Origin of the sequence: Flavobacterium magnum, from assembly GCF_003055625.1 — a bacterium.
Lineage (GTDB): Bacteria > Bacteroidota > Bacteroidia > Flavobacteriales > Flavobacteriaceae > Flavobacterium > Flavobacterium magnum.
In genome coordinates this window covers 122499-134712 of record NZ_CP028811.1, presented here as the reverse complement: position 1 = coordinate 134712, position 12214 = coordinate 122499, and the positions used below count along the sequence as shown (strand labels likewise).

General features: G+C 46.9%; 11 protein-coding genes. 9 read left to right on the top strand and 2 right to left on the bottom strand.

Annotation, left to right across the window (positions count from 1 at the left end; genetic code table 11):
• On the top strand, positions 1–462 hold the full coding sequence (locus tag HYN48_RS00400) for a DoxX family membrane protein (protein ID WP_108369257.1): 462 nt from the start codon (positions 1–3) through the stop codon (positions 460–462).
• A gap of 51 nt (positions 463–513) precedes the next feature.
• Here the strand turns inward: HYN48_RS00400 and HYN48_RS00395 are convergent, their stop codons facing one another.
• On the bottom strand, positions 514–1143 hold the full coding sequence (locus HYN48_RS00395) for a MarC family NAAT transporter (RefSeq protein ID WP_108369256.1): 630 nt from the start codon (positions 1141–1143) through the stop codon (positions 514–516).
• Between the two features lie 114 nt (positions 1144–1257).
• Here HYN48_RS00395 and HYN48_RS00390 point away from each other — a divergent pair, with 114 nt between their 5' ends.
• Both HYN48_RS00390 and HYN48_RS00385 read left to right on the top strand, forming a co-directional pair.
• A complete protein-coding gene (locus HYN48_RS00390; protein ID WP_108369255.1) occupies positions 1258–2328 on the top strand; it encodes a carboxypeptidase-like regulatory domain-containing protein in 1071 nt (356 codons plus the stop codon).
• A gap of 44 nt (positions 2329–2372) precedes the next feature.
• On the top strand, positions 2373–2738 hold the full coding sequence (locus HYN48_RS00385; RefSeq protein WP_108369254.1) for a CoA-binding protein: 366 nt from the start codon (positions 2373–2375) through the stop codon (positions 2736–2738).
• On the opposite strand, the gene HYN48_RS00380 is transcribed toward HYN48_RS00385, so the two are convergent.
• The gene (locus HYN48_RS00380; RefSeq protein ID WP_108369253.1) at positions 2735–4231 is read right to left on the bottom strand and encodes a sodium:solute symporter; all 1497 of its coding nucleotides are present in this window, start codon (positions 4229–4231) and stop codon (positions 2735–2737) included. The two genes, HYN48_RS00385 and HYN48_RS00380, sit on opposite strands and share 4 nt — an antisense overlap.
• Before the next feature lie 172 nt (positions 4232–4403).
• Here HYN48_RS00380 and recR point away from each other — a divergent pair, with 172 nt between their 5' ends.
• From recR to HYN48_RS00350, 6 genes are all read left to right on the top strand, one after another.
• On the top strand, positions 4404–5024 hold the full coding sequence (recR, locus tag HYN48_RS00375; RefSeq protein WP_108369252.1) for a recombination mediator RecR: 621 nt from the start codon (positions 4404–4406) through the stop codon (positions 5022–5024).
• 67 nt (positions 5025–5091) lie between these two features.
• Entirely contained in the window at positions 5092–5886 is a 795-nt protein-coding gene (locus tag HYN48_RS00370; RefSeq protein ID WP_108369251.1) for a polysaccharide biosynthesis/export family protein, read from the top strand.
• 8 nt (positions 5887–5894) lie between these two features.
• A complete protein-coding gene (locus HYN48_RS00365) occupies positions 5895–8381 on the top strand; it encodes a polysaccharide biosynthesis tyrosine autokinase (protein ID WP_108369250.1) in 2487 nt (828 codons plus the stop codon).
• Positions 8382–8443: 62 nt separating this feature from the next.
• Complete coding sequence (locus tag HYN48_RS00360) at positions 8444–9415, top strand: SDR family oxidoreductase (RefSeq protein ID WP_108369249.1); 972 nt, start codon at positions 8444–8446, stop codon at positions 9413–9415.
• Positions 9416–9437: 22 nt separating this feature from the next.
• Entirely contained in the window at positions 9438–10712 is a 1275-nt protein-coding gene (locus HYN48_RS00355) for a nucleotide sugar dehydrogenase (protein WP_108369248.1), read from the top strand.
• Between the two features lie 33 nt (positions 10713–10745).
• Positions 10746–12143 carry a UDP-glucose 6-dehydrogenase gene (locus HYN48_RS00350; RefSeq protein ID WP_108369247.1) on the top strand — a complete coding sequence of 466 codons (1398 nt, stop codon included), beginning with the start codon at positions 10746–10748 and terminating at the stop codon, positions 12141–12143.
• Positions 12144–12214 lie beyond the last annotated feature (71 nt).

Sequence of the window (12214 nt, the reverse complement as noted above, 5' to 3'; positions counted from 1 at the left end):
ATGAAAGTAAAAAATATCATCCGTATTGTTCTCAACCTGATTCTCGGCGGTATGCTGCTTTACGGCGGCATCATGAAATTTGCCAGGCCGATGCCCTCACCGACAGAGATTGTCGAGAAAGTACAGCAAGGCGGTCAGGTGGCGCCAACAATCGAGGCACTCCAAATTAAGAATTATATTTTCGGCATGAAACAGACCGGCTTTTTCTGGGAATTCCTGGGCATTGTCGAACTCGCGGGCGGCATCATGCTCATCAGCCAGGTTTTTTCGGGTATTGGGGCGTTGATCGCGCTGCCGGTCATTTTGAATATTTTTTTGTTCCACCTGTTCCTCGAGCGCGATGAGACAGGGGAGTTGATCGAAACCGGCGGCTTGCTGCTGATCAACCTGATCTTAATCAGCTTCACGTACAGGGTATGGCGGCCGTTATTGTATGATCGGAAAATCCTGAATGCAGGATAGTTTTGTTTTACTTTTTTTTAAAAAAGGCTTCCCTCGGGAGGCCTTTTTGTGTTATAGCAGGTTGCTTTTGATGATGCTGATGATCGAACTGACGATATACTGGATTCCGATAGCAATGACAATAAATCCCACAATCCTTGAAATCGCTACGATTCCTGAAGCACCCAGGATTTTAGCGAGGTAATGCCCGCTCCTCAGAATGAGGAAAATCACGAACGCTACCGCCAAAATTGACAATACGGCGATCATCATTTCCGCTGTCTGATGGTGCTCCTGGTAAAATGCGATCAGCAGGGAAATGGATCCGGGGCCGGCAAGCATCGGGATGGCGAGTGGCGTTAAAGCGATGTCGTTGCGTTTCTGCAGGTCATTGGCCACTTCCTTATTGATACCGCGTGTTTTGCTGAATTTTCCCGTGAGCAGTGAAAATCCCGAACTCACGATAATCAGTCCGCCGGCGATACGCAGCGCCTCAATGCTGATACCGAAGAAAGTCAATACATACTGCCCGATGAAATACGAAATGATCAAAATAATAAATACATCGATGGCGGTCCAGAGTGAAACGCGGGAACGTTCCTTCTTGTCATCGTCCTGAGTCAGCCCCACGAAAATAGGCACCGTGCCGATCGGATTCAGAACCGAGAACAGCGCGGCAAATAAGTAAATGAATAACTCCATGTTTTTCGGCAAAATTAATTCCGGAATCCGGCTTACCTGTAAAGTTATAAATAAAAAATCATTATTATTGAAACCTAATCTTTGGTTATTATATTTGAAAAAAACTACATCGTTATGAAAATCAGGGCTTATCTTTTCCTGCTGGTGTTTTTTTGCATACAACCTGTACAGCCGCAAGCCTTAAAAGGCATGATTGCCGACAAGGAAACCGAACAGCCGCTGGCAGGTGCCACGATTTATTTTGATGGGACAACCACTGCGACCGTAGCCGATGAGCAGGGCAATTTCGGCATTTCAGTCGGGGCAGGCGAGAGCGACCTGGTCATCAGTTTCGTGGGTTATGCAACCTACAGGCTCAGAAAGCCCCTCGATTATGCGGGCAAATTCATGAAAATTTATCTTGAGAAAACCCAGACCGCTCTTGAGGAAGTCGTTGTCAGCAGAGGGCCGTTTTCGCGCAGCCAGCTTCTGGACGTGTTCCGCCGGCAATTCCTCGGGACATCGCAGGCGGGAAAATCGTGTAAAATCCTCAACGAGGATGATATCGATGTATCGTATGATCTGGAAACCAATACGCTGAAAGCTTCCGCGGCCAATACGCTTCGCATTAGGAATGATTACCTGAAATATGAAATCCGTTTCGACCTGATTGAATTTTCACTAAGTTATACCGAGACCAGTATTTCGGATCATGCGATCAACCGGAGCTATTATGCCGGATCAACGTTCTATATCGATCTTTCGAAAAAAGGGGAAGCCGACAAAAAACGGCTGCAAACCTATCTTGGCTCAGCACCACACCTGATGCACACGTTCACGCACAACGATTGGGAGAAGCAAAAAATGAGTCTGTATACAGCAAACGCCCGGATCAATCCCGCTTTTTATTTCCAAATATCCGATACGCTGAATATGAAGAAACTCAGGGTCCTGAAAAAACCCGGTACAGCCATTACGGTCCGTGATGGTAAGGCTACGACGGTGAAGGAATATTTTAGAATCGTGTACGATAAGGACCATATTTCCGTAATCGATTTTACAAGGCCCGAAATCCTGATTGATGAGAACGGCAACTATTTACCTATTTCCGGTGTGCTGTTCGGCGGTTACCTTGGTTCTCGCAAGGCCGGTGACCTGTTGCCCAGGGACTACTACCAGGTTGTAAAAGATATCATCAATAAATAACATTTACTGGCGGGAAAATCGTTATTTTGTAAATAAAACACGCTATGAAAAGTAAGAAAACGCTGGTGCTGGGCGCCTCTGAAAATCCTGCAAGGTATTCGAACATGGCCATCAACCGACTCACCGCTCACGATCATTCGGTCGTAGCCATCGGGCAGAAGGAAGGTGAGGTCAACGGTACCAAAATCCAGACAAAACAGGTTCCGTTCACCAATGTGGATACCGTCACTTTATATCTTAATCCGCAACGGCAGCGGGATTATTACAACTACATCATCAGCCTGCAGCCCAAAAGGGTAATCTTCAACCCGGGCACTGAGAACCCCGAATTGTACCAATTGCTGCGTGCTAATGGTATTGCGGTAGAAGTGGCCTGCACTTTAGTGATGCTCGCGACAAACCAATATTAAAATCGTGTCTGCGCATCGGCTTTCCTGCTGATGATCAGCAATCCGAGGAAGGTGATCAGTCCGTTTACGATAATCAGTTCCGTATCGAAAATGTATCCGTTCAGCCATGTGGCTGAATTTTCGCTGATGAACCAGGTAAGCATCGGTGACATCACGCAGACTATCGGGACAAACCGATCATGAACGCCGAGCTTCCTGACAAACAATCCAAAGCAATATAGCCCCAACAATGGGCCGTAAGTATATCCGGCAACCCTGAAAATCATCGTGACGACCGACTCATCATTTAAGGCATTAAAGACAATGATTACGAGGAACATCAGCAGTGAAAACCCGATATGCACGGCATGACGCGTGCGTACTGTTTTTGGTCCGGTATTATTTTCAGCCTTGTCCATTCCGAGAAAATCGACGCAGAATGAGGTGGTCAGCGCGGTCAGGGCGGAATCTGTGGTGGCAAACGTGGCGGCCGTAAGCCCCAGCAGGAAGACGATTGCCGGAATTGCACCGAGATGGTTCAGCGCGATTTCGGGAAAAAGGAAATCAGTCTTCGGTTTGCCGAGGTATTCCGGTATGGCAATGCCGTTTTTGCCGGCATAAAGGTATAACAGCGCGCCGACACTCAGGAAAAAAATATTGATCAGCACAAATGTACCCGTAAAAGTAAACATGTTTTTTTGCGCTTCGCCGATGTTTCTGCAGCTCAGATTTTTCTGCATCAGGTCCTGGTCCAGCCCGACCATGGCGATCGTGACAAACATACCGCCAAGCACCTGTTTTATGAAAAAAGTGGGCGCCATGGCATCCTCATAAAAAAAGATTTTGGAATACTGGCTGTTCTTTACGGCTTCAAAAGCCTGAATGGCATCGAGGTCAAGGCTTTGGCAGATAAAATAAATCGTAAGGAATACTGAAGAGACCAGGAAAAACGTCTGCAGCGTGTCAGTGATGATGATTGTTTTGAGTCCGCCGCGATAGGTATACGCGAAAATCAATGCCAATGAAACCAGCACGGTGAGTGCAAACGGCATGTGGAACGCGTCAAATACATACCGCTGCAATACGATCACTACGAGATACAGCCGGAATGCCGATCCGATTGTGCGGCTGATCAGGAAAATCGTGGCGGACGTCTTATAACTGATGGTCCCGAGGCGCTGCTCGATATAGCCGTAGATTGACGTGAGATTCATGCGGTAATACAGTGGCAACAGCACTTTGGCAATGAGTAAAAAACCGATGGCATTCCCTATAACGAACTGGAAATAGGAAAACTGAACGGCTTCAGCCCCTACTTTACCCGGGACGGAGATGAAAGTCACACCCGAAAGCGCCGTGCCGATCATTCCAAAGGCGACGAGATACCACTTCGAATTTTTGTTGGCCTTGAAAAAAGTATCATTGTCGCTGTTTTTCCGGCTTACGAAATAAGAAATGAGAAAAAGTAGTCCGAAGTAAAGTATAATTAAGGTCAGGATTGTTGCCGGTGCCATGTATTTGCTTGTTTGTTGGGCAAAATACAAAAAGATAATCAGAAAATCACGGTTTCAAGACAATTGGGATTGCGGCGTTGGTATTTCAGGATGGATCAGCGCGGTCAACATTCGGCTATTAATTATGGCTGTTTTGCGGCCTTCTCATTGTCTAATTGGCTACATTTGCACCATGGAATTCTCTTCGAAACTACTCGAAAAAGCAGTCACTGAGATGTCGCAGTTGCCGGGTATCGGCAAACGTACCGCGCTTCGGCTGGTGTTGCACCTGCTCAGGCAGCCAGTCGAGCAGACGACATTCCTGTCGCAGGCGCTTACCGCGATGCGCGAGGATGTAAAAAACTGTGAAAGCTGCAACAACATCGCCGATTCCGCCATTTGTTACATCTGCGCCAACCCGAAGCGCGATCATGCGCTGGTGTGTGTCGTGGAGGACATCCGGGATGTCATGGCGATCGAGAATACGCGGCAATTTCATGGCATCTACCATGTACTGGGCGGGAAAATTTCGCCTATAGACGGCGTGGGCCCGGGACAGTTGAAGATCGCCGCATTGGTTGATAAAGTCAAAGCGGGGAAGGTACGCGAGCTGATTTTTGCACTGAGCCCGACGATGGAAGGCGATACGACGAATTTTTACATTTACAAGCAAATCGGGGATTCGGGAATTATCACTTCAGCGATTGCCCGGGGGATTGCCGTCGGCGATGAGCTCGAGTATGCCGATGAGGTCACCCTGGGGCGCAGCATCCTGCAGCGGGTACCTTTTGAAAACTCATTCGGGAATGGCTGAGCATTTGTGGTGCATGAATTTTATAATTATAAAGGAAAAGCTATATTTGTTTGCTAATATATTTCAAATGAGGATCAGACTGTGGTATTTATTGTTATTGGGTACGTTGCTCACTTCGTGTATCCCTACGAAAGACATGATTTACCTCCAAAACAAATCGGACGGCGCAGCGGTAAGTCCGGTGAATCCCATTTCGTTAAAGCCTTACAGGCTGCAGACCAATGACATCATCAGCATCAATATCAAGGCGATAGACCAGAAACTGGTGGCGATTTTCAGTCCGTCATCGAAAGCGGACGGTAACTCCGGAGGAGAATCGGAATCCAGCCTCTATTTCAACGGGTTTACGGTAGACGACCATGGCAATATCAGGATTCCTATATTGGGAGAGGTCAATGTGCTTGGGTTTACACTGGACGAAGTGCGCGTTAAAATCGAAAAAGAATTGCTCGAAACGTATTTCAACAAAGAGGCCGATATATTTGTAAATGTTAAGCTCGCAGGCATACGTTACACGACCAGTGGCGAAGTGACAAGCCCGGGTACCAAGACACTCTTCACGGAAAAACTGAACATACTCGAAGCACTGGCAAATTCAGGTGACGTCACGATTACGGGCGACCGTAAATCGGTAACGGTCATCAGGCAATTTCCATATGGTACTGAGATGCATGACATTGACCTCACCGACATCAAAGCCATACAAAGTCCGTACTATTACATCCAGCCCAACGACTACATCTTTGTGAAGCCCCTGAAGCAAAAATCATGGGGAACGGGAAAAACAGGGATAGAATCCTTAACCACAATAGTTACGATATTGTCGCTGGCTACAACCACTTTTTTATTGCTTAAAAATTAACACATACGATGCTCGACACTAAGGATTTTTCTTTTTTTGAAAGTGAGAACAGTTTTGATTTCAAAGGCTTTCTGATTAAGACGGCGAGTTATTGGAGATGGTTCATAGCCAGCTGGATTGTTGCCTTTACCATTGCGTATCAGGTGAATATCAGGAAGGAAAAAATTTACGGGCTGGAAACCACGATCTCGGTGAAAGAGGAAAACAACCCTTTTTTTACATCAAACACCAGCCTGGTTTTTAACTGGGGCGGTACGTCAGATCAGGTACAGACGATTGCCTCCACGTTGAAGTCGCGCTCACACAACGAGTTGGTTGTGAGCCGGCTTGATTTTTTCGTCGATTATCTTAAGGAAGGCAAATACAGCCTTGTTGATGCCTACGGTGAAGCACCTTTTTATGTAAAATTCGACAGGAAATTCGGGCAGCTTGCCGGAATCCCGATCAGGATTAAATTCCTGAGCGAAAGCGTGTACCAGATCCAGATCAACTTTGAAAGCGATAGTGCCGGATTGATTTATTATTCCGACAATTCTAATGGCAACACGGCAGTATCGAAAGGTGAATTTAAAGCCAATTTCAAGACCGGAGAGAATGTGAATCTGCCATTCCTGAACTGGACACTAATCATCAAAGACAAACCTGGTTTTTATAAAGGCAATACCTATTTTGTGCAGTTCAACAACTTTGACGGTACAGTATCGGGGTATCAGGGGATCAATGTCGAAACGGATGCCAAAGGCGGTTCGATATTGAAATTATCCTTGCAGGGCACGAACAAGGCGAGGATTGTAAAATACCTGAACACCACAGTCCAGGTGCTTAAAGACAATCAATTGGCTGCCAAGAACCAGTTTGCGACAAACACCATCAATTTCATCGACAGCACCATGATTGCGATGGAGGAGCAGATCAAGCGGACCGGTGATGAGCTCAAAGCCTTTACTAAAGGAAAGAATGTGATTGAGATAGAGGACGGGGGAAGCCAGATCAGCAATAAACTGCTGGAATACGAGATCAAAAAAGATGAGGTGACCAGGAAGATTGCCTATTATAACAATTTGCGTAATTACCTGATCAATAACGCGGATTTTTCCAAATTGCCTGCGCCATCGGTGGCCGGTATCGAGGATCCAAATATTGTCGTGAATGTCTCCAAGCTCATCTCGCTTTCGACCCAGCGGTCTGAATTGAAATACGCGGTGAAGAGTGAGAAGATTTTCCGTGATTTCGACAACCAGATGGATGCTGTGAAACAGGTGCTTCTTGAAAATATCAGCTCGGCTAAATCCGCACTCCGAAGCGAGTTGAATACGGTTGATGGCCACCTGAACGAGGCACAGAGTTCTATTAAGCAACTTCCTGAAGACCAGCAGGAACTCCTGAAAATACAGCGGAAATACGACCTTAATAGCAATATTTACAATGACTTCCTTAAAAAAAGGACGGAAGCGAATATCGTCAAGGCGGCAAATGTGTCGGACATCAAATTTATCGATCCGGCAAAAGACGTTGGCGGCGGATTGGTAGGACCCAAGACGGGTGTAAATTACGTGCTGGCCTTGTTTTTAGGATTTATCATACCGCTGCTTTTCGTGTTCGGCATTTTTTTCGTGAACAACTCGATACAGAACACCGACGACGTCGCGAAACTGACAACGATTCCGCTGATCGGTGTCATAGGTAAGAAACATACCGACTCGAACTTGTCCGTTTTTGAAAGACCCAAATCCGCGCTGTCCGAATCGTTCAGGGCTATTCGTTCTTCACTGCAATTCCTTTATAAAAAGCAAAATGTGTCCGGTGCCAAAACGCTGATGATCACCTCCTCGGTGAGCGGGGAAGGCAAAACATTCTGCTCCATCAACATTGCCACAGTGTTTGCAATGAGTGAAAAGAAAACAATCATTATCGGCCTCGATTTAAGGAAACCGAAGATTTTCGGAGATTTTAAAATCAGCAACGATACCGGAGCGGTAAATTACCTTATCGGGCAAAAAACGCTGGCGGAAATCATCCAGCCGACACACATTCCTTTCCTCGATGTGATTACCTCAGGACCGATCCCCCCGAATCCTGCCGAGCTCATCCTCAGTGATGCCATGCGCGACATGCTGCTCGAGCTCAAGAATCAGTACGACTATATTATCCTCGATACGCCACCGATCGGATTGGTGTCAGATGCCTTGGAGCTGGCGCCCTATTCGGACGTCATCCTATACGTCGTCCGTCAGAACTTTACTAAAAAGGACATGATTACCCTGCTCAACACACGGTACAAGCGCGACGAGATTGACAACGTCAGCATCATCCTGAACAGTTTTGAAAGCAAGGCGAAATACGGTTATGGTTACGGCTACAGTTACGGCTACGGCTATGGCTACGGCAGCTATTCGAACGGATACCATGAGGACGACAAGCGAGGTAATATCTTGGTGAGGATATTCAAATTCATCTTCGGTGATATTTCATTCAGGAGAAGTAAGGGTGACTAAACTCAGCTGCTCAACAGCTGTTAATGAAATTATAAATCATATATTTGCACAAATTTTCAAATATGCAGTCGACGATTTTGATTACAGGCGGAGCGGGTTTTATAGGCTCTAATCTTTGTGAGCATTTTATTGCCAAAAATTATAAGGTTGTCTGCCTCGATAATTTTGCGACCGGACACCGTCACAACATCAGCCACCTGTTTGAAAATCCAAACTTCACGCTCATTGAGGGAGACATACGCAACATGGAAGATTGCCGTACTGCAGTAAGCGGCGCGGATTATGTGCTCCATCAGGCGGCCCTTGGCTCAGTGCCGAGGTCCATTAACGATCCGATCACAAGCAACGATGTCAATGTGGGCGGTTTTCTCAACATGCTTGTGGCTTCGCGCGACGCCAAAGTCAAAAGGTTTGTATACGCGGCCAGTTCGTCGACTTACGGCGATTCCGAAAGCCTGCCTAAAGTGGAAGATGTCATCGGTAAGCCGTTGTCACCGTACGCCATAACAAAATATGTAAATGAATTGTATGCTGATATTTTCAGCAAGACATATGGCCTGGAAACGGTCGGCCTGCGTTATTTTAATGTATTCGGGCGGAAACAGGATCCAAAAGGGGCCTATGCAGCGGTCATCCCAAAATTTGTGATGCAGTTCATGAATTATGAAAGTCCCGTTATCAATGGCGACGGCAATTATTCGCGGGATTTCACCTACATCGATAATGTGATCCAGATGAATGAACTTGCGATGACGACCCAGAACCCGGAAGCAGTCAATACCGTGTACAACACTGCTTTCGGTGACCGTACCACATTGAATGACCTGGTCAGCTACCTGAAGGAATTCCTTTCAGAGCACGACCCTGCGATAGCAAATGTGGATGTGATATATGGCCCAAACAGGGCAGGTGACATACCGCATTCGCTCGCAAGCATTGATAAAGCGCGAAAACAAATGGGATACAATCCACAGTTTTCGATGCGTGAAGGATTGAAGCAGGCAGTAAACTGGTACTGGGCCAACCTCAAATAAAAAAGAGAATAAAAAGCAAAACATGAAAATAGCAGTTATAGGTTTAGGATATGTAGGTTTGCCATTGGCGCGATTGTTTGCAACCAAATATCGGGTAGTGGGATTTGACATCAACCAAAACCGCGTTCAGGAGCTGAATTCAGGTGTGGATAATACGCTCGAAGTTGAGAAAGAGCTGCTCGAGTCTGTTTTACTGAAAGATGCTTCAGATGATGCAGTCGGACTTTGGTGTTCCGCTGATTCCGAAGACATAAAAGATTGCAATTACTACGTGGTCACGGTTCCTACACCCGTAGACAAAAACAACCGTCCCGATCTGACACCGCTATACAAGTCAAGCGAAACTGTGGGGAAGGTTTTGAAAAAGGGCGACATCGTCATATATGAATCCACGGTTTATCCCGGAGTCACTGAAGAAGAATGTGTTCCGGTGCTTGAAAAAATCAGTGGGTTAAAATTCAACGTCGATTTTTTCGCGGGCTATTCGCCTGAGCGAATCAACCCGGGCGACAAGGAGCATACGGTCGAGAAAATCCTCAAGGTCACTGCGGGTTCGACTCCCGAAATCGGACAGAAAGTCGACCAACTCTACAAATCGGTGATCACTGCCGGGACACACCTGGCGCCAACCATTAGGGTGGCTGAAGCCGCCAAAGTGATTGAAAACTCGCAACGCGACATCAACATTGCTTTCGTAAACGAACTGTCCAAAATCTTCAACAAGCTCGGAATTGACACCAATGCCGTGCTGGAGGCAGCAGGCACAAAATGGAATTTCCTTCCGTTTCGACCAGGGCTCGTCGGGGGGCACTGTATCGGGGTAGACCCTTACTACCTGGCACAGAAGGCACAGGAATCCGGCTACCATCCGGAAATTATCCTCGCCGGAAGAAGGCTCAATGATAGTATGGGTTCTTACGTAGCATCTGAAGTCGTGAAGCTCATGATCCGAAAAGGCGTTGTCGTCAATGGGGCAGAATTGCTGATGCTGGGCATTACTTTCAAGGAAAACTGCCCGGATGTGCGCAATACCAAAATAGTCGACGTGATTGCCGCGCTCGAGGAATATGGCATAAAAGTCTCTGTTTTCGATCCATGGGCGAATCCTGCAGAAGTACAACACGAATACGGATTAAAGACGGTAAATGTCATCCCGGAAGCGAAATTTGATGCGATTGTGCTTGGCGTATCGCATATCGAATTCCGCGACATCGATTATGACGCCCTGAAAAAAGCCAATGCTGTTTTGTACGATGTCAAAGGCATGCTCGGCGATAAGGCCGATGGCAGATTATAAAATGAACTCCTTATTTTTGAAAAATAAACTAAAATGAAAATTACAAATATTTGTTGCATCGGGGCTGGTTATGTGGGTGGCCCGACTATGGCCATCATCGCCCAGAAATGTCCTCATATTAAAGTGACTGTGGTCGACCTGAATGCCGAAAGGATTGTCGCATGGAATGATGAAAACGTGGAGAATATCCCGATTTACGAACCGGGCCTGAGCGGGCTCGTTGCCGAAGCGCGCGGTCGGAACCTGTTTTTTTCAACCGAAGTCGACAAGGCCATTGACGAAGCACAGATGATTTTCATTTCGGTAAATACCCCTACAAAGACGTACGGACTAGGCAAAGGGATGGCGGCTGACCTGAAATACATTGAGCTTTGTGCACGCCAGATTGCAGGCATTGCCAAAAATGACAAGATCGTCGTCGAAAAATCAACCCTGCCCGTCAGGACCGCCGAAGCGATTAAAAGCATTCTGGAAAACACCGGAAACGGTGTGCATTTCCAAATCTTGTCGAATCCTGAATTTTTAGCCGAAGGTACTGCTGTACAGGATCTGCTGCAGCCGGACAGGGTACTTATCGGAGGCGAATCCAGTCCGGAAGGGCAGGAGGCTATCCAGGCACTCGTGGATGTGTACGCAAACTGGGTGCCGCAGGAGCGCATCCTCACGACAAATGTATGGTCATCTGAGCTGTCAAAACTGACAGCAAATGCATTCCTGGCGCAGCGTGTTTCGTCCATCAATGCGATGTCAGAACTGTGTGAAAAAACCGGTGCAGATGTCAATGAAGTGGCACGCGCGATTGGGATGGACAGCCGTATCGGCCCGAAATTCCTTAAGTCATCGGTCGGTTTCGGTGGATCTTGTTTCCAGAAAGACATCCTGAACCTGGTGTATATCGCCAAGTCATACGGACTCCATGAGGTTGCTGACTACTGGGAGCAGGTCATCATCATGAATGACCACCAGAAAAGGCGGTTTGCCTCAAATATCGTACAGACATTGTACAACACGGTATCAGGGAAGAAAATTGCGTTCCTGGGCTGGGCTTTCAAAAAAGACACAAATGATACGCGCGAATCCGCGGCGATTTATGTTTCAGATTACTTGCTTAACGAACAGGCCAATATCGCCGTCTTCGATCCGCAGGTGAAGGAAAAGCAGGTGCTTTCCGATCTGGATTACCTGCAAACGCGCTCTCCGGAACTTAACAGGAAAGGCATACAGGTCATGGAGGATCCGTACGAAGTCTGCCGCGGCGCACACGCGGTAGCCATCCTGACCGAATGGGATGAATTCCGGGAATACGATTGGCAGAAAATCTACGACAACATGCAGAAGCCCGCTTTTGTATTCGATGGCAGGAACATCCTTGACACGGCAAAGCTGGGCGCGATCGGGTTTATCGTACAGTCTGTAGGAAGCACGAATTAACGAAGACACATTTTCATAATACAAGGCCCTTAAAATTTAAGGGCTTTTTTTGTTTTTTTTATGTTAAAAAG

Excerpts from the sequence above, each read along its gene's own strand:
- HYN48_RS00400 (WP_108369257.1), top strand. The coding sequence starts at position 1 with ATGAAAGTAAAAAATATCATCCGTATTGTTCTCAACCTGATTCTCGGC.
- HYN48_RS00395 (WP_108369256.1), bottom strand. The coding sequence starts at position 1,143 with ATGGAGTTATTCATTTACTTATTTGCCGCGCTGTTCTCGGTTCTGAAT.
- HYN48_RS00390 (WP_108369255.1), top strand. The coding sequence starts at position 1,258 with ATGAAAATCAGGGCTTATCTTTTCCTGCTGGTGTTTTTTTGCATACAA.
- HYN48_RS00385 (WP_108369254.1), top strand. The coding sequence starts at position 2,373 with ATGAAAAGTAAGAAAACGCTGGTGCTGGGCGCCTCTGAAAATCCTGCA.
- HYN48_RS00380 (WP_108369253.1), bottom strand. The coding sequence starts at position 4,231 with ATGGCACCGGCAACAATCCTGACCTTAATTATACTTTACTTCGGACTA.
- recR (WP_108369252.1), top strand. The coding sequence starts at position 4,404 with ATGGAATTCTCTTCGAAACTACTCGAAAAAGCAGTCACTGAGATGTCG.
- HYN48_RS00370 (WP_108369251.1), top strand. The coding sequence starts at position 5,092 with ATGAGGATCAGACTGTGGTATTTATTGTTATTGGGTACGTTGCTCACT.
- HYN48_RS00365 (WP_108369250.1), top strand. The coding sequence starts at position 5,895 with ATGCTCGACACTAAGGATTTTTCTTTTTTTGAAAGTGAGAACAGTTTT.
- HYN48_RS00360 (WP_108369249.1), top strand. The coding sequence starts at position 8,444 with ATGCAGTCGACGATTTTGATTACAGGCGGAGCGGGTTTTATAGGCTCT.
- HYN48_RS00355 (WP_108369248.1), top strand. The coding sequence starts at position 9,438 with ATGAAAATAGCAGTTATAGGTTTAGGATATGTAGGTTTGCCATTGGCG.
- HYN48_RS00350 (WP_108369247.1), top strand. The coding sequence starts at position 10,746 with ATGAAAATTACAAATATTTGTTGCATCGGGGCTGGTTATGTGGGTGGC.